The organism is Actinomadura montaniterrae (genome assembly GCF_008923365.1).
In the GTDB taxonomy this organism is placed as follows: Bacteria; Actinomycetota; Actinomycetes; order Streptosporangiales; family Streptosporangiaceae; genus Spirillospora; species Spirillospora montaniterrae.
The window spans coordinates 1-23,595 of the sequence record NZ_WBMR01000062.1 but is presented as its reverse complement, the minus strand read 5'-3'; the positions used below and the strand labels follow the sequence as shown (position 1 = coordinate 23,595).

The 23,595-nt window shown below is 74.2% G+C and carries 20 protein-coding genes; 16 read left to right on the top strand and 4 right to left on the bottom strand.

Features of this window, described 5'->3' with window-relative positions:
* The first annotated feature begins 51 nt into the window (after positions 1–51).
* Both F9B16_RS21680 and F9B16_RS21675 read left to right on the top strand, forming a co-directional pair.
* On the top strand, positions 52–1,284 hold the full coding sequence (locus F9B16_RS21680; RefSeq protein ID WP_151541934.1) for an NAD(P)/FAD-dependent oxidoreductase: 1,233 nt from the start codon (positions 52–54) through the stop codon (positions 1,282–1,284).
* 130 nt (positions 1,285–1,414) lie between these two features.
* Entirely contained in the window at positions 1,415–3,079 is a 1,665-nt protein-coding gene (locus F9B16_RS21675) for an FAD-dependent oxidoreductase (RefSeq protein WP_151541933.1), read from the top strand.
* 95 nt (positions 3,080–3,174) lie between these two features.
* Here the strand turns inward: F9B16_RS21675 and F9B16_RS21670 are convergent, their stop codons facing one another.
* Both F9B16_RS21670 and F9B16_RS21665 read right to left on the bottom strand, forming a co-directional pair.
* Positions 3,175–4,662, bottom strand: coding sequence for an MFS transporter (locus F9B16_RS21670; protein WP_225991832.1), 1,488 nt, complete (start codon positions 4,660–4,662; stop codon positions 3,175–3,177).
* Positions 4,663–4,869: 207 nt separating this feature from the next.
* On the bottom strand, positions 4,870–5,127 hold the full coding sequence (locus F9B16_RS21665; RefSeq protein WP_151541932.1) for a hypothetical protein: 258 nt from the start codon (positions 5,125–5,127) through the stop codon (positions 4,870–4,872).
* A 322-nt stretch (positions 5,128–5,449) separates the two neighbouring features.
* Here F9B16_RS21665 and F9B16_RS21660 point away from each other — a divergent pair, with 322 nt between their 5' ends.
* Genes F9B16_RS21660 through F9B16_RS21600 form a run of 13 tightly spaced genes read left to right on the top strand, consistent with a single transcriptional unit; the run spans position 5,450 to position 18,514 of the window.
* Positions 5,450–6,913 (top strand): FAD-dependent monooxygenase, encoded by a 1,464-nt coding sequence (locus tag F9B16_RS21660; RefSeq protein WP_151541931.1) that lies wholly within the window; start codon positions 5,450–5,452, stop codon positions 6,911–6,913.
* A gap of 14 nt (positions 6,914–6,927) precedes the next feature.
* On the top strand, positions 6,928–7,248 hold the full coding sequence (locus F9B16_RS21655) for a TcmI family type II polyketide cyclase (protein WP_151541930.1): 321 nt from the start codon (positions 6,928–6,930) through the stop codon (positions 7,246–7,248).
* Positions 7,236–8,627: an FAD-dependent monooxygenase gene (locus tag F9B16_RS21650; protein ID WP_151541929.1), complete on the top strand. Its 1,392-nt coding sequence runs from the start codon at positions 7,236–7,238 to the stop codon at positions 8,625–8,627. The genes F9B16_RS21655 and F9B16_RS21650 overlap by 13 nt, the downstream gene beginning before the upstream one ends.
* Entirely contained in the window at positions 8,620–9,894 is a 1,275-nt protein-coding gene (locus tag F9B16_RS21645; protein WP_225991831.1) for a beta-ketoacyl-[acyl-carrier-protein] synthase family protein, read from the top strand. The genes F9B16_RS21650 and F9B16_RS21645 overlap by 8 nt, the downstream gene beginning before the upstream one ends.
* Positions 9,891–11,171, top strand: coding sequence for a ketosynthase chain-length factor (locus tag F9B16_RS21640; protein WP_151541927.1), 1,281 nt, complete (start codon positions 9,891–9,893; stop codon positions 11,169–11,171). Before F9B16_RS21645 ends, F9B16_RS21640 begins: the two co-directional genes overlap by 4 nt.
* Positions 11,168–11,422, top strand: coding sequence for an acyl carrier protein (locus F9B16_RS21635; protein WP_151541926.1), 255 nt, complete (start codon positions 11,168–11,170; stop codon positions 11,420–11,422). The genes F9B16_RS21640 and F9B16_RS21635 overlap by 4 nt, the downstream gene beginning before the upstream one ends.
* On the top strand, positions 11,419–12,402 hold the full coding sequence (locus F9B16_RS21630) for a beta-ketoacyl-ACP synthase 3 (protein ID WP_151541925.1): 984 nt from the start codon (positions 11,419–11,421) through the stop codon (positions 12,400–12,402). Before F9B16_RS21635 ends, F9B16_RS21630 begins: the two co-directional genes overlap by 4 nt.
* Before the next feature lie 9 nt (positions 12,403–12,411).
* Positions 12,412–13,197: an SDR family NAD(P)-dependent oxidoreductase gene (locus F9B16_RS21625; protein ID WP_151541924.1), complete on the top strand. Its 786-nt coding sequence runs from the start codon at positions 12,412–12,414 to the stop codon at positions 13,195–13,197.
* A gap of 9 nt (positions 13,198–13,206) precedes the next feature.
* The gene (locus F9B16_RS21620) at positions 13,207–14,124 is read left to right on the top strand and encodes an aromatase/cyclase (protein ID WP_151541923.1); all 918 of its coding nucleotides are present in this window, start codon (positions 13,207–13,209) and stop codon (positions 14,122–14,124) included.
* A complete protein-coding gene (gene fabI, locus F9B16_RS21615) occupies positions 14,121–14,894 on the top strand; it encodes an enoyl-ACP reductase FabI (RefSeq protein ID WP_151541922.1) in 774 nt (257 codons plus the stop codon). Before F9B16_RS21620 ends, fabI begins: the two co-directional genes overlap by 4 nt.
* A gap of 22 nt (positions 14,895–14,916) precedes the next feature.
* Positions 14,917–16,629 (top strand): acetyl-CoA carboxylase, carboxyltransferase subunit beta, encoded by a 1,713-nt coding sequence (gene accD / locus F9B16_RS21610; RefSeq protein WP_151541921.1) that lies wholly within the window; start codon positions 14,917–14,919, stop codon positions 16,627–16,629.
* Complete coding sequence (locus F9B16_RS21605; RefSeq protein WP_151541920.1) at positions 16,626–17,165, top strand: acetyl-CoA carboxylase biotin carboxyl carrier protein; 540 nt, start codon at positions 16,626–16,628, stop codon at positions 17,163–17,165. Before accD ends, F9B16_RS21605 begins: the two co-directional genes overlap by 4 nt.
* A gap of 2 nt (positions 17,166–17,167) precedes the next feature.
* Positions 17,168–18,514 carry an acetyl-CoA carboxylase biotin carboxylase subunit gene (locus F9B16_RS21600; RefSeq protein ID WP_151541919.1) on the top strand — a complete coding sequence of 449 codons (1,347 nt, stop codon included), beginning with the start codon at positions 17,168–17,170 and terminating at the stop codon, positions 18,512–18,514.
* 214 nt (positions 18,515–18,728) lie between these two features.
* On the opposite strand, the gene F9B16_RS21595 is transcribed toward F9B16_RS21600, so the two are convergent.
* The gene (locus F9B16_RS21595) at positions 18,729–19,616 is read right to left on the bottom strand and encodes a TauD/TfdA family dioxygenase (protein ID WP_151541918.1); all 888 of its coding nucleotides are present in this window, start codon (positions 19,614–19,616) and stop codon (positions 18,729–18,731) included.
* A 495-nt stretch (positions 19,617–20,111) separates the two neighbouring features.
* Between F9B16_RS21595 and F9B16_RS21590 the strand changes: the two genes are divergently transcribed.
* Entirely contained in the window at positions 20,112–20,951 is an 840-nt protein-coding gene (locus F9B16_RS21590) for a nitroreductase/quinone reductase family protein (RefSeq protein ID WP_151541917.1), read from the top strand.
* Between the two features lie 21 nt (positions 20,952–20,972).
* On the opposite strand, the gene F9B16_RS21585 is transcribed toward F9B16_RS21590, so the two are convergent.
* Positions 20,973–23,435 carry a BTAD domain-containing putative transcriptional regulator gene (locus F9B16_RS21585; protein WP_151541916.1) on the bottom strand — a complete coding sequence of 821 codons (2,463 nt, stop codon included), beginning with the start codon at positions 23,433–23,435 and terminating at the stop codon, positions 20,973–20,975.
* Between the last annotated feature and the right edge of the window lie 160 nt (positions 23,436–23,595).

Genomic DNA, 23,595 nt, shown 5'->3' with positions numbered 1-23,595 from the left:
AGGAGCCGCGGCGCAAGGCGCTCGCCATCCGGGAACAATGGAGGTTCGTCAATGCCTGACACGTACGATGCCGTCGTCGTCGGCGGGGGCCCGGCCGGAGCCACGGCCTCGGCGCTGCTGGCCAAGCGCGGCCGGCGGGTGCTGCTGCTGGAGAAGGAGAAGTTCCCCCGCTACCACATCGGGGAGTCGCTCATCCCCGGCGTGATGCCGATCGTCCAGGAGCTCGGCGCCGGCCAGGCGCTCGCCGACCTCGGCGCCACCCCGAAGCGCGGCGTGACGCTCGTGTGGGGCGCCACCCCGGAGCCGTGGACGGTCCGGTTCGACGAGCTGTACGCCGGCGTCATCGAGCCCGGCGAGTTCGACCCGCCCGCCTACCAGGTGAAGCGGGCGGAGTTCGACAACATGCTGCTCATGCACTCGCGGCGGCTCGGCACGACCGTCATCGAGGAGGCCCAGGCGCGCAAGGCCGTGTTCAGCAACGGCCGCTGCACGGGCCTGCTGTACAGCGCGTCCCGCGACGACGAGCTCGTCGAGGTGCGCGCGCCGCTGGTGCTGGACGCGTCCGGCCAGGCGAAGTTCATGGCCCGCAACCGGGACACGGTCATCTGGCACGAGGACCTGAAGAACCTCGCCGTCTGGACCTACTTCCAGGGCGGCGGCCGGCTGGAGGGCAACGACGCCGGCAACATCCTCGTCGAGGCCGTCCCACCCGGATGGCTGTGGATGATCCCGTTCAGCGACGGCACGTGCAGCGTCGGGTTCGTCGCGCCGAGCGCGGTGTTCGCGGCGTCCGAGCTCACCCCGGAGCGGTTCCTGCACCGGCAGCTGGAGGAGACCGGCTTCATGAAGAAGCTGCTCCAGGACGCCACGCAGGTGGCGCAGGTGCGCACCGCCAAGGACTGGTCGTACAGCTCCACCGAGATGAGCGGGCCCGGGTTCCTGCAGGTCGGGGACGCGGCGGCGTTCGTCGACCCGCTGTTCTCCACCGGCTGCATGCTCGCCATGAAGGGCGGGTCGCTCGCCGCGGAGGCCGCCGACCGCATCCTCGCCGACCCCGGTTCCGAGGAGCAGGTGCGCGCGGTCTACGAGAAGGAGTACCACGCCGTCCTGGACGTGGTGCTCGCGTTCGTCCGCATCTTCTACGACCAGACGCAGAAGGCCGAGGAGTACTTCGACCAGGCGCAGGGGCTCGTCGACCCGGACATGTTCCACAAGGCCCGGCAGGACTTCATCGCGCTCATCTCCGGCCTGGCCAAGGCCGTCGACGGCTGGCAGATCGGATAGCGACCGCACGGTCCCCGAAACGGGCGGGCAGGGCGTCCCAGGCGGACGCCCTGCCCGCCCGCGGATTCACCGGGCCCGCGACGAGCGGCGCCCGCCCCGTCCCCCCACCCGAACGCGAGAGCGAGCCGCAATGACCCCAACCGCTCCCACCTGTGACGTGCTGGTCGTCGGGGCCGGCCCGGTCGGCCTGGCCGCCGCCCACGAGCTGGCCCGGCACGGCCTGTCCGTGCGCCTGGTCGACGCGGCCGGCGGCCCCGCCGCCACCAGCCGCGCCCTCGGCGTCCACGCCCGCACCCTGGAGACCTACGACCAGATGGGCGTCCTCGGCGCCATGCTCGCCCGGGCCCGCAGGGTCGAGCACCTCACGCTGCACCAGGGCGGCCGCCTCCTGGTGCGGTTCGACGCCGACTACGACCGGCTGCCGACCCGGCACCCCTACTCCGTCATGATCGACCAGACCCGCACCGAGCAGGTGCTGCGGGACGCGGCCGCCCGCCGCGGCGTCCAGGTCGAGTGGGGGACGCGGCTCACCGGCTTCTCCGACGACGGGGACGCCGTCACCGCGGAGCTCGTCCGCGCCGGCGGGGCCGCCGAGACCGTCCGCGCCGCCTGGCTGGTCGGCGCCGACGGCGGCCACTCGACCGTCCGCAAGGAGCTGGGGCTGCGGCTCCGCGGCGACCAGACCGAGACGTGGCTGATCGCCGACGCCGCGGTGCGCTGCGACCTGCCGACCGACTCCATCCACTGGATGCGCACCCGCGAGGGCGCCGTGATGATGGTGCCGTTCGCGGAGGACGGGCGGTGGCGGCTGGTCGACACCCGCGACACCGACCACGAGGGGGACACCGGCGACGCGGCCCTCGCCGCCCGCTTCGCCCGCAAGATCCGGGCCGGCTGCGGCGCCGCGGTCACCGTCGAGCCCCCGACGTGGGTCTCGGTGTTCACCATCCAGCAGCGCATGGTGCCGGCCATGCGGTCCGGGCGCTGCTTCGTCGCGGGCGACGCGGCGCACGTGCACAGCCCCGCGTCCGGGCAGGGCCTCAACACCGGCATCCAGGAGGCGTGCAACCTGGCCTGGAAGCTCGCCGACGTGCATCACGGCCGTGCCGACGCCCGGCTGCTCGACAGCTACGACGCCGAACGCGTCCCCGTCGGCGCGGAGCTGCTGCGCTCCACCCGCCGCACCACCACGATGATCCAGGCGAGCGGCCCGGTCGCGCGGGCCGCGCTGCGGACGCTGTTCGCGGTGGTCCGCACCGTCCGGCCGCTGAAGTCGCGGATCGAACGGAAGATCATGGGCGGCACGTCGGCGCTGGGCCTGCGCTCCCCGGCCGGGCCGCTCGCCGCCGCGTCCGGCGGCGCGCTCGCCGTGGCGGCCGGCGAGCGCGTCGCCCGGGTGACGTCCGCCGAGGAGGGCGAGTCCGCCGGCTGGCGCTCGCTGCTGGCGGAGCTGCGGCGGCCCGGCTGGTCGCTGCTGGCGTTCGCCGGGGACGGCGACGGCCCCGCGCTGGTGCGGCTGGCGGAGGCGTGCGAGGGCGTCGTCCGGGTCCGCACCGTCCCGGGCCCGGGGGCGGCGGACAGGGAAGGCGCCCTTCCCGGGCCGCTCCGGGACCCGGGCGGGCTGCTGGCGAAGGGCCTCGGCGCGCGTCCGGGCGACTGGCTGCTGATCCGCCCGGACGGCTACCTCGCCGCGTCGGGACGGCTGCCCGGCACCGACCCGGCCGCCGTGGCGGAGTCGCTCGGGCTGCGGCTCGGATCCCGGAAACCGGCGCGGCCCTCGACCGCCCGGTCCTGACCGTCGCAGTCGGCGCTCCGCGAGGCGTCCCGGCCGCGAAACGTCGAAGCCGGGCCCGTTCCGAGGAACGGGCCCGGCTTCATGTGCCGCCCCGGCTACGCCCTGGTGCTGGGGATCCGCCGGGGGAGGGCGATGACCAGCACCAGCGCGACGAGGACGAGGGCGGTGTTGGCCAGCAGCGCGTACTGCGAGCCGTGGCTGAACGCGGCGGCGGCCGCGTGCGGACCCGGGTGGAAGTGCAGGTTCCCGAACAGCACGGTCCCGATGATCGCGATGCCGAGCGCGCTGCCGACCCGCTGGGCGGTGCCGAGGACGGCGCTCGCCGTCCCCGCGTCCTCCGCGGGCACCCGCGCGAGGACGAAGTCCTGGTTGGGGGCGATGACCATCCCGCTGCCGAGCCCGGCGAGCAGCAGCGGGCCGGCGAGCGTCCAGCCGCTCGGGGCGGGTGCGTCGAGGTGGACGACCAGCGCCGCGAGCGCGAGCCCGGCCGCCACCATCACCGAGCCGGTGACCAGCACCATCCGGCCCATCCGCGCCGAGAGCCTGTCGCTGATCGCGGCGGAGACCAGGCTGCCGAACGAGAACGGGACGACGGCGAGGCCCGTCATCAGGGCGCTGCGGCCCAGCCCCTCCTGCCAGAGGATGGAGAGGGTGAAGAACACGCTGGTGAACCCGGCGAAGTAGACGACCGCGAAGGCCGCGCCCGCGGAGAACGACGTCTGCGCGAGCAGGCCGGGCTTGAGCAGCGGGTCCGCTCCGCGCCGTTCGGCGCGCGCCTCCCACACGGCGAGCAGCGCGAACGTGACCGCGCAGGCGCCGAAGCAGGCGTAGCACCAGGCGGGCCAGCCCCTCTCCTGGCCCTCCACGAGGGGGATGAGCAGCAGGAGCAGCCCGGCCGACAGGAGGACCACGCCGACCGGGTCGAACCGGCGGCGGACGAGCGACCGCGCGCGGGGCAGCTGCTTCGCGGCGACCGGCAGCGCGATCGCGCCGATGGCGAGGTTCACCAGGAACACCCACCGCCAGCCGTTCCGCGCGCCCCCGCCGGCGATGATCAGGCCGCCGAGCACCGGCCCGAGCGCGATCGACACGCCGATGGTGGCGCCGAGGGCGCCGAACGCCTTCGAGCGCGCCCGGCCGGTGAACGTCAGCTGGATGGTGGCGGCGATGGCCGGGTAGAACGTCCCGGCGCCGAGGCCCTGGACCGCCCGGGCGGCGACGATCTCGGCCTGGTTCTGCGACACCCCGCAGGCCACGCTGGCGAGCGTGAAGACGGCCAGGCCGATGATGAACACGGGCTTGTGCCCGAAGCGGTCGCCGGCGCGCCCGGCCGGGACCAGCGCGAGGCCGAGCGCGAGGGCGTAGGCGGAGACGACCCATTCGAGGCCGGCGGACGAGGCGTGCAGGCCGGTGCGGATCGTGGGCAGGGCGACGGTCACGACCGTGGTGTCGAGCAGGGCCATGAACGCTCCGACGAGCACGACGGTGACGGCCCGCCAGCCGCGGCCCTCGGACGCGCCCGGTCCGCCGGGCGGGGGCGGGAGCTCCGCGTCCGGCCGGGGGCGGGCACCGCGCGCGCTCACCGACTGCTCCTGGGCTGGGTTGCGTCGGCGCGGCCGGCTTTGCGGGCCGCTGCTGGATGCTGTGGGGTCACGCCTTCGACCTTAGTCCGACATAAATTTATGTCAAGTAAAGAAAGTTGGTCCGGTAGAGACGGCGGTGCCCGCCCGGCGACGGGGTGCCCCGCCGCGCCGCGCACCGCCCCGCCTCGCGCCGTGCTGCGCCGCGTTCTAGGGCCGCGCGGATTCGTCCGGTCCGGCGTGCGGCTTCTGCCGGCGGACGTGCCACTCGAGACCGGCCCACGTCAGCCGCTCCGCGAACGTCAGGGACGGTTCGGGCGGCGCCGGCCCGGGCTCGTCCCGCCTCAGCGCGGACGGGACGCACCAGGCGCTGAGGCCGGCGGCCCTGAGGCCGGCGAGCAGGAACCTGCCCGCCGACAGCAGGACCCCCGGCAGCAGGAACCGCGGCGGCGCTTCCTCGTCGGCCATCGCACCCTCCGTTCCGTCGATCCCGGCTTTTCCGGCCGCACCGGCTCCGCGCCATTCTTGGAGATTTCCGCACAACCGGCGACGGGGGCGGCCGACAGTACCCGGGCGAACCACAGCACCGCCCGGCGTTCAACAGACGCGAATAGGCAGTTGAACAACTCGCGGCGACGGCGCACCACCCGGCGGATTTCGCCACTCCGCCAGGTGCGTTCGTTTCGGCTAATGCCCGGAAGGCTGTTCAACCGGGGTGCCGGGAACTGGCTTCGCGTCACCCTCCTGTGGATCCTTGGGAACGCACGAACGACCCCTAGGCGAGGTGCCCATGAGCGATCTTCAGTCCGTTCCGGCGCAGATACCCGTGGTCATCGTCGGAATGGGCCCGACCGGTCTCATGCTGGCGGGCGAGCTGCGGCTGTGCGGCGTCGACTGCCTGGTGCTGGGCGCCTCGGCGATGCCGCAGAACGAGTCGCGCGCCCTCGGCTTCACGCCCAGCACCCTCGAAATATTCGCGCACCGCGACATGCTCGGCGAGTTCGGTCCGCTGGAGCATGTCAAGGCCGTTCATTTCGCCGGAATCGTGATCTCCGCCGATCATCTCTCGTCCCCCCATCTGCCGGTCATGCGCTATCCGCAGTACAAGACGGAAGCCGTTCTGCGGGAGCGGGCCGCGCGGTTGGGAGCGACCGTCAGGCCGGGTTACACGGTGACCGGAATCCAGGAATGCGGGGAAAGTCTCGAGACGATCGCGAACGGCCCGGACGGAACGGTCAGGGTGCGCTCCCAATACGTCGTCGGGTGTGACGGGGCGCACAGCACGGTGCGGAGAATGGCGGGCCTCGCCTATCCGCTCACGCCGCCGAGCGTGCAGATGCTGCTGGCGGACATCGAGCACGCCGGCCTGCCGAACAACCAGTTCGGCAAGAAGACGCCCACCGGCATGGTCATGTCCGGGCCGCTCGACGACACCATCGACCGGCTGATCGTCTGCGACTTCACCGCGGAACCCCTCGAACGGGGCACCCGGGTCGAGGCGAAGCACCTGGAGCAGGCGTACCGCAACGTCACCGGCGATGCCCTCCCGCCCGGGAGGATCCGCTGGGCGAGCTCGTTCAACGACGCGTCCGGGATGGCGCCGTCCTTCCGCGCGGGGCGGGTGTTCCTCGCCGGCGACGCCGCCCACACCCACCTCCCGGCGGGCGGGCAGGGGATGAACGTGTCCATCCAGGACGCGGTGAACCTGGGCTGGAAGCTCGCCGCCGCCGTCCACGGCTGGGCCCCCGCGGACCTGCTCGACACCTACGACACCGAGCGGCGCCAGGCGGCCGCGGAGCTGCTCGCGAACACCCAGGCGCAGGGGCAGGTCTTCCTCCGCGGCGCCGAGGTCGACCCGGTCCGCGGGCTGCTGGAGCGGCTGTTCACCGTCCCGGAGGCGGCGTCGCTGGCCGCCGACGAGGTGACCGGCATGGCGCTGCGCTACGACCCGGGCGGCGACGCGCCCGAGCCCGTCGGCCGCCTGCTGCCCACCAAGGACCTCCGGCTGCCGGGCGGCGACGGCCCGCCCCGCGGGCTGCTCCGCCACGGGCGCGGGCTCCTCCTGACGTCCCGCGAGGACGGGGAGAGCGCGTCCCTCGCCCGCCCGTGGAACGACCGCGTGGACGTCGTCGCCGTCCCGCGGCCGGACGAGCCCGACCTCCTCGTCCGCCCCGATGGGCACGTGGCGTGGACCTCGCGCGCGGCCGAGCCGCTCGCCACCGCACTCGCACGCTGGTTCGGCTCCGAGAGCTAGAGAAAGGGCAGGTCATGTTCACCACACTGATCATCGCGCGGTTCAGGCGCCCCGACCTCGACGAGATTTCCGGGCTGTTCAAGGAATTCGACGAGACGGACATGCCGCAGCGCATGGGGACCCTGCGGCGGCAGCTCTTCAACTACCGCGACCTCTACATCCACGCCCAGGACTTCGCCGAGGACCACGGCCCCGAGCAGGTGGAGCAGGCCCGGGAGGACCCCCGCTTCGTCCAGATCAGCGCGGACCTGCGCCCGTTCTTCGAGCCCTACGACCCGAGCTGGCAGGGCCCGAAGGACGCCATGGCGTCGTGCTTCTACCGATGGCAGCGATGATGGCCGAGCGCTGGGACGTGATCGTCGCGGGCGGCGGCCCGGTGGGGAGCCTCCTCGCCGCCGCCCTGGCCGGGCAGGGGGTCTCCGTCCTCGTCCTGGAGCGGGACGTCGAGATCTCCGGCCAGACCCGCGCCAGCACGCTGAACTCGCGGTCGATGGAGATCCTGTCCGCGCTGGACGTTCCCGGTCTGGACCGCCTGCCGCACGCCATGACGGGCCACTACGCGGGCTTCCCCGTCGACCTCGACGGGATCGACAGCCCCTGGGCGGGGCTGTGGAAGTTGCCGCAGCCCGACCTCGTGCGCGTGCTGCGGGACCGGGCGGTCGACGCCGGGGCCACCGTGCGGACCGGCGTGGCCGTCACCCGGGCGCAGGCCAGGTCGTCGGGCGTCGTCGCGTACGACGCGGCCGGCCGGACGTACGAGAGCGTCTACCTCGTCGGCGCGGACGGGGCCGAGAGCACGGTCCGCGCGGGCCTCGGGCAGGCGCCGCTGCGCGTCCCGGCCGACCGGCACATGATCCGGTGCGACGTCACCGGGGTCGCCGTCGCGCCCCGCCGGTTCGAACGGCACGGGGACATGGTCGCCACGGCCGGGCCGATCACTTCGGAGATCACCCGGCTGATGCTCTTCTCGCCCCGCTACCGCGCCACCGGCGAGTTCACCTTCGAGGACGTCTGCCGCGACTGGCACGAGGCCACCGGCGAGCGCGTCGACGAGGGCGAGTGCGTCTGGCTCGACCGGTTCTCGAACGGCTGCACGACGGTCCGGGAATGGAGCGCGGGCAACGTCTTCCTCGCCGGGGACGCCGCCCACGACCAGCCACCGGTGGGCGGCAGCTCGCTGAACGCCGGCCTGCAGGACGCGCACAACCTGGCCTGGAAGCTGGCGGCCCTGCTCGGCGGCGCGCCGCGCGAGCTGGCGGCCACCTACGGCCTCGAACGCGCGGAGGCGACGGCCCGGATGCAGCGGAGCGTCCGGGAGCAGGAGGCGCTGATCTTCGGCCCCGACCTGGACCGCCGCGCCGCCGCGCGCGACCGCCTGGAGCGATCCGCCGGGTTCCGCCGGCAGGTCGCGCGGTCCATCGCGGGCCTCGACGCCCACTACATGGGCAGCACCCTGACCGGACCGCGGCTGTCGCCCCGGCAGCTCGCCCGGGCGCTGCGCCGGAGCCCGCTGCCGAGCGAGGAGGCCGCGCTCGGCCGGCAGGGCGTCATCGTCACCGGCGACCGCACCGGGGACCCGCTCCTGGTCGTCCGCCCGGACGGCCACGTCGCCTGGGTCGCCGGGCATCCGAGCACGGGGCCGTCGACCGCCGTCGACCGCTGGTTCGGGGACTTCGTGAAACCGATCGTGATGAATGCGAGGAGCAGTGACTAGTCGAGCACGGCGCGCCGTGATCACCGGGCTCGGGGTGGTGGCGCCGGGCGGCATCGGCACCAAGGCGTTCTGGGAGACGCTGAGCGCCGGCCGCACCGCCACCCGTCCCATCACGCTGTTCGACGCCGAGCCGTTCCGCTGCCGGATCGCCGCCGAGGTGGACTTCGATCCGGCCCGCGAGGGGCTGTCGCCGAAGGAGGCCCGCCGCCTGGACCGGGCCGGCCAGTTCGCGCTGGTGGCCGTCCGGGAGGCGCTGGCCGACAGCGGGATCGCCGACACCGTCGACCGCACCCGCCTCGGCGTCAGCCTGGGCAGCGCCATCGGCAGTTCGACCCGCATGGAGGAGGAGTACGTCGCGGTCAGCGACCGCGGCCGCGACTGGCTGGTGGACCACCGGTTCGCCGTGCCCTACTCCTACCCGTACATCACCGTCAGCTCGCTGGCGACGGAGGTCGCGTGGGCGGCGCGGTGCGAGGGACCCGTCGTGGTCGTCTCCGCGGGCTGCACGTCGGGGCTCGACGCCGTCGGGCACGCGGTGCAGCTCGTCGAGGACGGCACCGCCGACGTGATGATCACCGGGGCGACCGACGCCCCGCTGACCCCGATCACCCTCGCCTGCTTCGACGCGCTGAAGGCCACCACGCCGCGCAACGACGACCCGGCCGGCGGCTGCCGGCCCTTCCACCGCGACCGCAACGGCATCGTGCTCGGCGAGGGCGCGACCGTCCTCGTCGTCGAGGAGTACGAGCACGCCCGCCGCCGCGGCGCCGACATCCGCGCCGAGGTGCTCGGGTACGCCAACCGCGCCAACGCCTACCACATGACCGGCCTGCGCCCCGACGGGCTGGAGCTCGCCGAGGCGATCCGCGCCGCGCTCGCCAAGGCCGAGGTGAGCCCGTCCGACGTCCAGTACGTCAACGCCCACGGCTCCGGCACCCGGCAGAACGACCTGCACGAGACGTCCGCCGTCAAGCGCGCGCTGGGCGCGCACGCCTACGACATCCCGATGAGCTCCATCAAGTCGATGATCGGCCACTCGCTCGGCGCGATCGGCGCGATCGAGATCGCCGCCTGCGTGCTGACCATCCGGAACGGGGTCATCCCGCCCACCGCCAACCTCACCGAGCAGGACCCGCAGTGCGACCTCGACTACGTGCCGCTGGTCGCGCGGCCGCAGCGGACCGACACCGTCCTCACCATCGGCAGCGGCTTCGGCGGCTTCCAGTCGGCGATGGTGCTCGGCGCGGCCGACCTGGAGGCGGCATGACCGGCGCGGTCGTCACCGGGCTCGGCGTCGCCTCGCCGAACGGGGTGGGCACGGAGGAGTACTGGCGGGCGACCCTGGAGGGGCGCAGCGGGATCCGCCCGATCCGGCTGTTCGACGCCGCGCCGTACCCGGTCCGGCTCGCCGGCGAGGTCGACTTCGACGCCGAGGCGTACATCCCCGGCAAGTTCCGGGCGCAGACCGACCAGATGACGCAGCTCGCCATGGCCGCGACCGTGATGGCGTTCGCGGACGCCGGCCTCGACCCCGCCGGCATGCCGGCGTTCGAGATGGGCGTCACGGTGGCGAACTCGTCCGGCGGGATCATGTTCGGGCAGCGCGAGCTGCAGCAGCTGTGGTCGCAGGGGCCCACCTACGTGTCGGCGTACATGTCGGTCGCGTGGTTCTACGCGTCGACCGCCGGGCAGCTGTCGATCCGGCACGGCATGAAGGGGCCCGCGCTGGTGCTGGCCTCCGAGCAGGCCGGCGGCCTGGACGCGGTCGGCCACGCCCGGCGGCAGATCCGGTGCGGCACCCCGCTGATGGTGACCGGCGGCAGCGACGCCTCCCTGGCGCCGGTCGGGCTGGCCTTCCAGATCGCCACCGGCATGCTCAGCACCCGCCGCGACCCGTCCCGCGCCTACCTGCCCTTCGACCGCGACGCCAACGGCTACCTGCCCGGCAACGGCGGCGCCATCCTCGTCCTGGAGGACGCGGACGCGGCCGAGGCCCGGGGCGTGCCGGGCGTCTACGGCGAGATCGCCGGGTACGCCGCGACGTTCGACCCGCCCCTCGACGACGGCGAACCCGGCCCGGACACCGCCGCCTACGACCCGCCGCGCGGCTCCGGGCGCTCGCCCCGGCTGCGGCGCGCCGCGGAACTCGCGCTCGCCGACGCCGGCGTCGCGCCCGGCGACATCGACGTCGTCTTCGCCGACGCCTGGGGATTGCCTGCGCTGGACTGGGAAGAAGCGCGCGCCATCACCGAGCTGTTCGGCCCGCGCGGCGTCCCCGTCACCGCCCCCAAGACCATGACCGGCCGCCTGTACGCGGGCGCCGCGCTCGACCTCGTGACGGCGCTGCTGTCGATCCGGGACGGCGTCATCCCGCCGACCCTCAACGTGACCGAGCCGGCGCCCGGCACCGACCTCGACCTGGTGCTGCGCGAACCCCGCCGCCGCACCGTCCGCCACGCCCTCGTCCTGGCGCGGGGGCTCGGCGGGTTCAACTCCGCGATCGTCGTCTCCGCACCCACCACTCACGCAAGGAGCAGCACATGACCGAGTTCACCGTCGCCGACCTCAAGGACATCATGCTGAAGGCCGCGGACGGCACCGCCCCGGCCCTGGACGGCGACTTCCTCGACACCCCGTTCCCGGAGCTGGAGTTCGACTCGCTGGCCGTGCTGGAGATCGCGACCCTGCTCCAGCAGAACTACCACCTGGTCATCCCGGACGAGGCCGTCGCCGAGCTGACCTCGCCGCGGGTCGTCCTCGACTACGTCACGGCGCGGCTCCGCGAGAGCGAATGATGGCCCGGCACAGCCGCATCATCGGCCTCGGCGCCTACCGGCCGAGGCGCTCGGTCGGCAACGCCGAGATCGCCTCCCGGCTCGGGCTCAGCGAGGACTGGATCGTCAAGCGGTCCGGCATCCGGCACCGGGGCTACGCGGGCCCCGACGAGCCGCTGTCCATGATGGCGCGCGAGGCGGCGGCGAAGGCGCTGGCGGACGCGGGGCTCGACCCCGCGCGGATCGGCGCCGTCGTCGTCGCGACCGTCACGCACCTGTCCCAGATGCCGTCGCTGGCCTCGCAGGTCGCGCACGAGCTGGGCGCGGTCAACGCCGCCGCGTTCGACATGCTGGCCGCCTGCGCCGGCTTCCCGTACGCGCTGGCCGTCGCGTCCGACCTGGTCAAGGCGGGGACGGCGGACCACGCCCTGATCATCGGCGCGGAGCGGATGACCGACATCGTCGACCCCGACGACGCCGCCACCGCGTTCCTGTTCGCCGACGGCGCGGGCGCGGTCGTCGTCGGCCCGTCCGAGCGGCCGGGCATCGGGCCCGTCGCGTGGGGCTGCGACGGGTCCCGCGCCGACGCGGTCGGGATGACCGGCCACTGGCGGCCCGAGCTGCACGGCGACCCGTCCGTGCCGTGGCCGCGCCTCGGCATGATCGGGTGGCGCGTCTACCGGTGGGCCAGGGACGACCTGGCCACCGCCGCGCGCCGGGCGATCGAGGCCGCCGGTCTGGCGCCCGGCGACCTCGACGCGCTCATCCCCCACCAGGCCAACCTCCTGATCATCGACGAGCTGGCCCGGCAGCTCGGGCTGCGCGACGGCGCGGTGGTCGCCCGCGACATCGCCGAGAGCGGCAACACCTCCGCCGCGTCCATCCCGATGGCGATGGAACGGCTGCTGGCCGCGGGCGAGGTGACCAGCGGGATGACCGCGCTCACCATCGGCTTCGGTTCCGGCCTGGCCTACGCCGGCCAGGTCATCGAGATTCCCTGAGGAGCGGCAATGACGGACGTCAGTACCCGGGTGGCGCTGGTCACCGGGGCCACCAGCGGCATCGGCCTGGAGACGGCCCGGGCCCTCGGCAGGGCCGGCCACCCGGTGTTCCTGTGCGCGCGCAACGCGGACCGGGTCACCGCGACGGTCAAGGACCTGATCGGCGAGGGGATCGAGGCGGACGGCGCCGCCGCCGACGTGTCGTCCGGCGCGGACGTGAAGGCGCTCGTGGAGGCGGCGGTGCGCCGCTTCGGCACGATCGACATCCTGGTCAACAACGCCGGCCGCGGCGGCGGCGGGATCACCGCCGACCTCACCGACGAGGTGTGGCAGGCGGTCATCGACACCAACCTCACCGGCACGTTCCGCGTCACCCGCGAGGTGCTCGCGGCCGGCGGGCTCGCCGGGCGCCCGTGGGGCCGGATCATCAACATCGCCTCGACCGGCGGCAAGCAGGGGGTCGTGTACGCGGCCCCGTACTCCGCCTCGAAGCACGGCGTGGTCGGCTTCACCAAGGCGCTCGGCCTGGAGCTGGCCGGGACCGGGATCACCGTCAACGCCGTCTGCCCCGGATACGTGGAGACGCCCATGGCCGTCACGGTGCGGCAGGGCTACGCCGCGGGCCTGGACATCACCGAGGACGAGGTGCTGAAGCGCTTCCTCGCCAAGATCCCGCTGGGCCGGTACTCGACCCCGCAGGAGGTGGCGGGCCTGGTCGGCTACCTCGCCACCGACACCGCGGACTCCATCACCGCGCAGGCGATCAACGTCTGCGGCGGACTCGGCAACTACTGAGAGGCACCGATGCAGATCCGGCAGACCGAGCACGCCATCACGGTCCCGGCCCCGGCCGGCACCGTGTACCGCCTGATCGCGGACGCCGAGCGGTGGCCCGCGATCTTCACCCCGACCGTCCACGTCGAGTACCTGCCCGGGGAGGCCGGGGCCGAGCAGCGGCTGCGGATCTGGGCCTTCGCCGGCGACGCCGTCCGCAGCTGGGTCTCGCACCGCACCCTGGACCCGGTGGCCCGGCGCGTCGCGTTCCGGCAGACGAGCCCGGCGCGGCCCGTCGCGGCGATGCGCGGCGAGTGGCACGTCGTCCCGTCCGGCGAGGGGAGCGAGGTCGTCTTCCGGCACTGGTTCTCCGCCGAGAACGACGACGCGGACGTCCTGGACAGGATCGAGGAGGTCGTGGAGCACAACAGCCGCGCCGAGCTGGACTCGCTGCGCGACGCCGCGAACCGCGCGCACCTCCTCGTCGACTGGGAGGACGAGGTGGCCGTCGGCCCCGGGCAGGAGCGGGTCTTCCGGTTCCTCGCCGACGCCGCGCAGTGGCCGACGCTGATCCCGCACGTGGCGAGGGTCGACCTGCACGAGGACGCCGCCGGCGTCCAGCGGCTGGAGATGGACACCGTGCCGAGCACCGGCGGCGACGTCCACACCACCGTCTCGGTCCGCGTCCTGCTGCCGCCGGAGACGATCGTCTACAAGCAGACGACGCTGCCCGACTTCCTCCACGCGCACGTGGGCTCCTGGCACGTCCGCGAGGACGGCGGCGCGGTCGCGAAGCACACGGTGGTGCTCAAGGAGGAGGCCATCACCGCGATCCTCGGGCCGGAGGGCACGGTCGAGCAGGCCGCCGCGCTGGTCCGCCGGTCGATCGGCGGCAACAGCATGGCGACGCTCCGCCGCGCCCGCGAGCTCGCCCCGACGGCGCCGTGACCGGGATCCTCGAGGGCCGGAGCCTCCTGGTGACGGGGGTGCTCACCGAGTCCTCCATCGCCTACGCGGTCGCGCGCCGCGCCCAGCTGGAGGGCGCGCAGGTCGTGCTGTCCTCCTACGGCCGGGCCGCCCGCATCACCCGGCACATCGCCGCGCGCCTGCCGGACAAGGCCCCGGTCATCGAGCTGGACGTGACCAGCGAGGACGACCTCGCGGCCCTGCCCGACCGGGTCACCGCGCACTGCCCGAGGCTCGACGGGGTGCTGCACGCCGTCGCGTTCGCGCCGCGGTCCGCGCTCGGCGGCGAGTTCCTCAATACCGGGTGGCCGGACGTCGCGACGACGATGCACGTCTCGGCGTACTCGCTGAAGGCGCTCGCGACGGCCTGCCTGCCCGTGCTGGCCGCGCCCGCGTCCGTCGTCGGGCTGGACTTCGACGCCTCGACCGCCTGGCCCGGCTACGACTGGATGGGGGTGGCGAAGGCCGCGCTGGAGTCCGCCACCCGCTACCTGTGCCGCGAGCTCGGCCCGCGCGGCGTCCGGGTCAACCTGGTCGCCGCCGGGCCGCTGCGGACCAAGGCGGCCACCAGCATCCCCGGCTTCGCCGGCTTCGAGGCCGCCTGGCACGGCGGCGCCCCGCTCGGCTGGGACGTGACCGACGCCGAGCCCGCGGCGCGCGCCTGCGTCGCCCTGCTGTCGGACTGGTTCCCCAGTACCAGCGGCGAGATCGTCCACGTCGACGGCGGCTTCCACGCCACCGGCGGCCGATGAACCGAAGAGGAGACCGACTCCGATGACCACCTCGCTGTGGCACATCTGCGAAGGCTGCCAGACGATCCTGTACCAGCCTCGCTTCGCCCGCGCGCTCGGCGTCTGCCCGGACTGCGGCCGCCATGCCAGGGTCGGCGCCACCGACCGGCTGGCGCAGCTCCTCGACCCGGGCTCCGCCGAGCTGCTGCCCATGCCGGACGTCCTGGCCGACCCGCTGGAGTTCACCGACTCCAAGCCCTATCCCGCGCGCCTTAAGGAGGCCCGCCGCGCGACCGGCCAGGACGAGGCCATCGTGTGCGCGCGCGGGCTGATCGACGGCCGTCCCGTCATCGCCGCCGTGATGGACTTCGCGTTCCTCGGCGGCAGCCTCGGGTCGGCCGTCGGGGAGGCCATCACCACCGCGGCCGAGACGGCGCTGGAGGAGCGCACCCCGCTGCTGATCGTCTCGGCGTCCGGCGGCGCCAGGATGCAGGAGGGCGCGCTGTCCCTCATGCAGATGGCCAAGACCAGCGGCGCGCTCGCGCGGCTCGACGAGGCCGGCGTCCTGACGGTCTCGCTGGTCACCGACCCGACCTACGGCGGCGTCGCCGCGTCCTACGCGACGCTCTGCGACGTCATCCTCGCCGAGCCGGGCGCCCGGCTCGGCTTCGCGGGCCCCCGCGTCATCGCGCAGACCATCCGGCAGTCGCTCCCGCCCGGCTTCCAGACCGCGGAGTTCCTGCTGGAGCACGGCCTGATCGACGGGATCGTGCCGCGCGCCGCCGTCCGGCCGACGCTGGCCAGGCTGCTGCGCATGGGCACGCCCGCCCGGGACGGCGGGCCGGCCGTCCGCGATGCCGTCGCCGTCCGCGAGGCCCCGGTCGTCCGCGACCCCGGCCGGCTGCCCGAGCACGACCCGTGGGAGACCGTCCGGCTCGGCCGCCACCTGGACCGCCCGACGGCCCTGGACCACCTGGCGTCGGTGTTCGACGACTTCCTGGAGCTGCGCGGCGACCGCCTCGGCGGCGACTGCCCGGCGATCGTCGGCGGGTTCGCCCAGCTCGGCGACGTCCCCGTCATGGCCGTCGGCACCCAGAAGGGCCACGACCCCCGGGAGCTGACCGCGCGCGGGTTCGGCATGGCGACGCCCGCCGGCTACCGCAAGGCGGCGCGGCTGATGCGGCTCGCCGCCAAGCTCGGCCTGCCGATCGTGACGCTCGTGGACACCCCGGGCGCCTTCCCCGGCCTGGCCGCCGAGGAGCACGGCCAGGCGATGGCGATCGCCGAGAACATCCGGCTGATGGCGTCCCTGCCGGTGCCGATCGTCACGGTCATCACCGGGGAGGGCGGCAGCGGCGGGGCGCTCGCGCTGGCGGTGGCGAACCGGGTCCTGATCTTCTCCAACGGCACCTACTCGGTCATCAGCCCGGAGGGGTGCGCGTCGATCCTGTGGAAGGACACGGCGGCGGCCCCGAAGGCCGCGCGGAACCTGCGCATCGACGCGCGGGAGCTGCTGCGGCTCGGCATCGTGGACGGGGTGATCCCGGAGCCGCCCGGCGGCGCGCACCTGGCGCCGGGCGAGGCGTCCCGCACCCTGCGGGCCGCGCTGACCGGTGAACTCGCGGCCCTGCTGGGCCGCCCGGCGGGGGAGCTGCTGGCGCAGCGCCACGAGCGGTTCCGCAGCTTCGGCACCCCGCCCGACATGGACGATCCACGCGTCGAGCGCGACGTTCAGACGACGAGGGCAGGACGATGACCGCAGACGAGACCGCCGCGGAAGAGACGGCCACCGGGGGGACCGCCGCGGAGGAGGCTTTCGAAGAGGTCCGGGTGGGGCTGGCGAGGCTGCTCGCCGACCTGCCCCGGCTGCCGTCGGCGCTGCGGGTGCAGGCCCGGGACGTGGCCATCGAGGTCACCTGGGACGCCCCCGCGGCCCCCGAGGTCGCCGCAGGCGCGGAGGTCGCCGCGGGCGCGGAGGTCGCCGCGGGCGCGGAGGTCGCCGCGCCGCCGGCCTTGCCGTCGGCGCCCCAGCAGAGCGACGCCGGGCTCCTCCACGTGGTCGCGCCCACGGTCGGGGTCTTCTACCGGGCGCCGGAACCCGGCGCCGCCCCGTTCGTGGACGTCGGCACCGTCGTCGAGTCCGGGGAGCAGGTCGCGATCGTGGAGGCCATGAAGCTGTTCCTGCCGGTCGAGGCCGAGCGGCGCGGGCGCGTCGCGGCGGTGCTCGTGCAGGACGGCGCGTCGGTGGAGTACGGCGAGCCGCTGCTCGCGCTGGAACCGATCGAGGCGTGACCATGTTCCGCACCGTGCTCATCGCCAACCGCGGCGAGATCGCGCTCCGGGTCGCCCGCACCTGCCGGGAGCTCGGCGTCCGGGTCGTCGCGGTCCACTCGACCGAGGACCGCGACAGCCTGCTGGTCCGCTTCGCCGACGAGGCCGTCGCGATCGGGCCCGCCCCCGCCAGGCGCAGCTACATGTACGCGCCGGCCATCCTGGAGGCCGCCCGGCGGACGGGCGCCGAGGCGATCCACCCCGGCTACGGCTTCCTGTCCGAGGACCCGGACTTCGCCGCCGCCGTCGCGAGCGAGGGGCTCACCTTCATCGGGCCGCCGAGCGGCGTCGTGGCGGCGCTCGGCGACAAGACCCACGCCCGCGAGCTGCTCAGCGCCGCCGGGATGCCGCTGCTGCCCGGCAGCCTCAAGCCGCTCGCGGACGCGGCCGCCGCCCACCGGCTGGCCGACGAGATCGGCTACCCGGTGATCATCAAGGCGGCGATGGGCGGCGGCGGCCGCGGGCTGCGGGTGGTGCGCGCCTCCGCGGACTTCGCGGAGGCCTACCGCGAGACCCGGGCGCAGGCGCTGTCGCTGTTCGGCGACTCGCGCGTCTACGTCGAACGCTACGTCGCGGCGGCCCGGCACGTGGAGATCCAGATCCTCGCCGACTCCTACGGCAACGTCGTCCACCTCGGCGAGCGCGACTGCACCGTGCAGCGCCGCCACCAGAAGCTGATCGAGGAGACCCCCGCGCCCGGCCTGCCGCGCGAGACGGTCGAGCGGATGGGCCGCGCGGCCGTCGAGGGCGCGCGTGCGGCCGGGTACGTCGGCGCCGGCACGTTCGAGTTCATCGTCGACGACGCGGGCGACTTCCACTTCCTGGAGGTCAACTGCCGGATCCAGGTGGAGCACCCGGTGACGGAGCTGGTGACGGGCATCGACCTGGTCGCCGAGCAGCTCCGCGTCGCGGCGGGCGAACCGCTGGCCCTCGGCGAGGTGGAGCGGCGCGGCGCCGCGATCGAATGCCGGATCAACGCCGAGGACCCGGCGCGCGACTTCGCGCCCGCGCCGGGCACGCTCACCGAGTTCGTCCCGCCCGGCGGGCCGTTCGTCCGCGTGGACACCGCCGCCTACCAGGGCGGACGCGTGTCGCCGGCGTACGACTCGCTCATCGCCAAGCTGATCGTGTGGGCGCCCGACCGGGAGCAGGCGATCGCCAGGTCCGCGCGGGCGCTCTCCGAGTTCCGGATCGGCGGGCCCGGCATCGCCACGACGGCGGGGTTCCTCGCCGAGACGGTGACGAGCCCGGCGTTCCGCGTCGGCACCCACACGACCTCGTCCCTCACGCCCCCGGCGCCGGGGAACTGAGCGACGCCCGCCCCGCGGAGCCCGCATCGGGTGATGGAGAAGTCCGCCATCGCCCGATGCGGGCTTTCGGTGCTCGGCCCGGGGGCCGCGCAGGCGCTCCATTCCGCCGTGGTCATGCGTACGCCCCGCCCGTTGAGGCGATCCACCTGATCGGTGGCGCTCCACGGGCAGGGCGTCGGCGGGGCGGCCGTGCGGTCGGTCGAAGACCGTGCGGTCAGTCGAAGTTGGCGTAGGCGAAGCGGGTGTAGATCTCGCGGTCGCCGGTGAACGGGCGCCGGCCGTGCATGACGCGCGAGTTGTCGACCATGACGACGTCGCCGGGCCGCCAGGGGATCGCGATCTCCACGCGCTCCGCGGCGTCGATGATGTCCTGCCGCAGCTCGTCCGGGATCGGCGTGCCGTCGGCGAACGCGCACGCCACGCGGTCGTGCTCGTAGCCGCGGGCGATGGAGCCGGCGTAGACGGGCTCGCCGCCCGAGCGCGGCCGGGTGAACGCCGGGATCGTGTACTCCAGCGACAGCATGTCGCCGTCGAAGCTGAAGGCGTGCTCGGCCTCCGGGACCTTCGGGTCCGGGCCGGACAGCTTCGCGGTGGCCTCCTCCACCGACGACACCTCGAGGAAGCGGGTCCAGATCCGCGGAGGGGCGGTGAAGCTGTACTTCAGCGGCTTGGCGGAGAATGCCTCCCGCGAGTCGGGCTTGAGCCCCTCCACCGTCCGCGCGCCGTCGTAGAGCGTCGTCTCGCCGCCCTCGTCGGCCGGACGGACGCAGTAGAACCACAGGACGTCGGGCGAGAACGGCATGTACCGGAGCTCCGAGTGCGGGCCGATGCGCTCGGTGCCCGCGACGACCGTCTGCAGGGTGTCCTTGCCGTCGATCTTGTCGCGGTTCGACCCGCCGTGGCTGCGGAAGCGGGTGCTGAACCGCTCCGCGAACGAGCAGAAGCTCTCCACCCCGCCGGTGAATCCGCGGAACATCAGCGCCCCGGACTCCCGGAAGGCGGCGAGCACGTCGTCGCGGGAGAGGTCGAGCAGATCCTCGCCGTTCCCGGAGACCAGGGTCCCCCCGTTTTCGGTCAGTGGCGCCGTGTCGAGCTTTGGCATGGGTTTCCTTTCCCGGATCGGATGAATTCAGGTATGCGGAATGACGCAGAGTCCTGTGGAAACCGGGCCGCCGAAGACCCGCATAAAGCCGACTTTCGCAGCCTCCCCGGTAAAGGTCAACGCCGCCGGCGGGCGCCTCGCCCGGGCGCGGGCATTGACAGCCGTCCGGTGGTGCGCCGGCGCGGATGTCGCACTGCGGGCACGGCTCGGCGATCATGAACAATGATCGCTCGACGCCTTGGGATCCGCTTGGATCATGGGCAATGACCTGCGGGAACGTCTGAACGGCATTCGCGTGAGACAGTAGGCCGGTGATGACGTAGTCGGCTGTTCAACTGCTTTCCTGCATCAGTTGAGCGTCCTCCACGGCCTCCGCCAGTTCGCCGGACGGAACGGGATCGGGCGGTCTCGCGGCCGCACATCTACACTCGGCACGGCGACCTTCCCGCTCAATTCGCCGGCGTCCGCCCGGCCATCCCGTGAGGAGTCCCGACAATGGCGCTCGACGACAATGAGCGGGCCGTGGCGGAGTTCCGGGCGAGCCGGGGCGGCCTCGGCGGGCCGTTCGCAGGCGCCCGGATCGTCGTCCTCACCACCGGCCGCGGCGCGGCCGGCGGGAAACTCGTGCAGCCCGTCGCCTTCCATTACGGCGAAAAGGGGAGCCTGCTGCTCGCCGCCGTTCCCGCCGATGACGGCACCCTGCCGGAATGGTACGGAAACGTGCTCGCGGACCCGCGGGTCTCGGTGGAGACCGGCACGGCCGTCATCGAGGCCGACGCCCGCCCCCTCACCGGATGGGAGCGCGACACGGTGTACGCCCAGCTGGCCGAGGTGACCCCGGGGCTCCACGAGAAGCAGAGGCTCCTGGCCGAGCCCGTCCCGATCGTGGCGCTGCGGACCCGCTCCCGCGCGCGGCTCGCCGCGGAACCGTGGGGAGACGAGCTGAAGGCCGTGCACGACGGGTTCCGCCGGGAACTCGCGCTGATCCGCGAGGAGATCGCGGCGGGCGGGCCGAAGCTCGCCGCGCAGCTGCGGGTCAACTGCCTGACCGCCTGCGCGATGCTGCACCGCCACCACGTCACCGAGGACGACGAGGTCTTCCCGAAGATCGACCGGCTCCACCCGGAACTCGCCGCCGCGGTGCGGGGCCTGCGGGAGGAGCATCGCCGGCTGGCGGAGCTGGTCGGCCGGCTTCAGGACCTCGCCGCCGACGAGACGAGCGGTTCCGCGGCGGTCCTCGCCGAGGTGGACGGGCTCACCGCGGAGATCGAGGCGCACCTCGACCGCGAAGAGGAACGGCTCGTCCCCGTCCTGAACGCGCTGAAGACGAAGTAGCGGTGGCCTCCGGCGCGCGGCTCACTGCGGGCCGCTCAGGTTCTCCCAGTGCTCCTCGCTGTTGAAGAACCACGCCGCCGCCCGCGACAGCTGCCACGCGTGCGGGTAGTAGCTGCCCTTCACGGCCAGTTCGATGGCGGCGCGCAGGGTGGGCCGCTCGTCCAGGGCCCACTGCACCGCCTGCTGCGCGTCGCCGATGCTCTCGGGGACGACGCCCGGCCGGGGCTCGTCCAGCTTCTGCTGGGCGAGGTGGGGGAAGAGCAGGGCCGACACGGAGCTCGCACTGTGCAGGTAGTAGTCGAGCAGCCGGTAGACGGCGGCGCGCCGGTCGGCGATGCCGAGGCTTCGCTCGGCGGCCTCCGCCGCGTAGACGCGCACTAACTCGTGGCAGGCGTAGCGGCCGGGGGCGTGCCCGGTGAGCAGATGCACGTCGCACAGGTCGTCCAGGGCCGCCTGCGCCTGCGACCAGCCCGACCCGCACAGGGCGGCGACGGCGGGGACCGAGAAGTCGGGGCCCGGATGCAGTCCGAGCAGCGGGAACACCTTCGCGGCGGTGTCGCTCAGCTTGGCCTGCGACAGCGAGAACGCGGCCCGGATGCTCGTCGCGGGCTCGCCCGTTTCCAGCGCGTCCAGGCGGCCTTGCTCGTCCCTCATCTCGGCGACCAGCGCGCCCAGCGGAAGGTCGGGATGTGCCGCGGCGTAGGCGGTCGCGTTGCACAGGGCGAGGGGCAGCCGGGCGCACAGCGCGATCAGCTCCCCGGCGGCGCCCGGATCGGCGGCCACCCGCTCGGTGCCGAGCGCCCTCGCGAGCAGGCGGTGGGACTCCTCGTCCGTCAGGCCGGGCACGGTGACCAGGTGCGCGCCGTTCCCGGCGGCCAGGCCGATGAGCCGGTGCCGGCTGGTGACGAGCACCAGGCAGCCGGGGGAGCCGGGCAGCAGCGGGCGCACCTGCTCGGCGTCCCGCGCGTTGTCCAGCACGATGAGCATTCGCCTGCCCGCGAGCGTGCTGCGGTAGAGGGCGGCGAGCCGGGCGGTGTCCGCGTGGGTCTCGGACGGCGGGACCCCGAGCGCGGTCAGGAAGCCGCTCAGCACCTCGGCGGGATCCACCGGCGGCCCCGAGGAGGAGAACCCGCGCAGGTCGGCGAACAGCTGCCCGCCGGGGAACCGGTCGGCGACCTCGTGCGCCCAGCTGATCGCCAGCGCCGTCTTCCCGATGCCCGCCATCCCGGTCAGCGCGGCCACCGCCACCCTGCCCGCCTCGGGCGAGTCCTCGCCCAGCAGGCCGGACAGCAGCCCCCGCTCGCGGTCGCGGCCGGTGAAGTACCGCGCCGACGCGGGCAGCTGCCTCGGCACCGCCGGGACGAGCGCCGGCGGCTCGTACGCGAGCCGCGCGCGCGGGATGTCCTGGCGGAGGACGCGCAGGTGCGCGCTGGTGAGCTCCTCGCCGGGGTAGATCGCGAACTCGCGGTCCAGGCGGGTGCGGAGGTCCTCGTAGATGTGCAGGGCCGCCGCCTGCTGGCCGCTCCCGGCGAGCGCGATCATCAGCCGGGCGTGTACCCGCTCGTTCAGCGGCTCCGCCGCGGCGAGCGCGTGCAGCCGCGGCAGGACCCGGTCGTGGAGCCCGAGGCCGCAGGCGATCTCGGCGCTGCGCACGAGCACGTCGGACAGCTCCCGCCGGTACATCGCCACGCAGGGCTGGTTGTGCAGGACCTCCAGGTCCGCCAGCGGGTCGCCGCGCCATAGCCGGAGGGCCTGCTCGTACAGGTCGCACGCCCGGTGGTCGTCGCCGGCCGCGTGCGCCGCGTCGGCCCGGGCGACCAGGGCCCTGAAGGTGAGCAGGTCGAGCTGCTCGGGACGCACCTGGAGGCGGTAGCCGCCGACGGCGGAGGCGATGACCTTGGTGCCGTTGCCGTCCGGCACGAGCAGCTTCCGGAGCCGGCTGACGTGCGCCTGGATCAGGCTCGGTGCGGTGCTCGGCGCCGACTGCCCCCACAGCACCTCCATGATGGTGCCGCGCCGCACCACGCTGCCCGGTTCCAGCGCCAGCAGGCCGAGCAGCGCGCACCGGCTGGGCGGCCCGAGGTTCAGCGGCCTCCCGTCGAGCGAGGTCTCCAGCGGACCGAGGACGCCGAGCCACAGCCCCTGCTGCGGCCGTCCCGGACGCGGCTGCCTGACCGGCTCCTGCGGCGGCGGGTCGTGCTCGATCCGGGCGGGGGCGGCCGGACGCGCGGCCGGGCGCACCGGCGAGGCTGAGCTGAAGGCCAGCTCGGCGGCCTGGCTGGAGTCGAGGCCGAGCGCCTCGGCCAGTGCCGACACCGAGCCGGGGCGCGGGCGCGAATGGCGGCCCTGCTCCAGGTCGCGGAGGGCGGCGACGCTGATGCCCGCCTTCCTGGCGAGCTCCTGCTGCGTCAGGCCGGCTCTGTTGCGGTGGGTGCGCACCAGGTCGGCCAGCGGGATGGTCGACTCGCCGTTTCCTCGGCTCATGAGCTAATTCCCTCTTCGTTCGGCCTGGTGTTGAGGGGTGAGGACGGTCGGGGGCGGGTGCGTCGCCGACCCGCCGGGCGAGCGGACCCGGGCATGCCGCCGCGCCGCCGGGAGCGATCCAAGGCCCGGCCGTGGGCGCGGGCCCGCGGCCCTGCCGGGC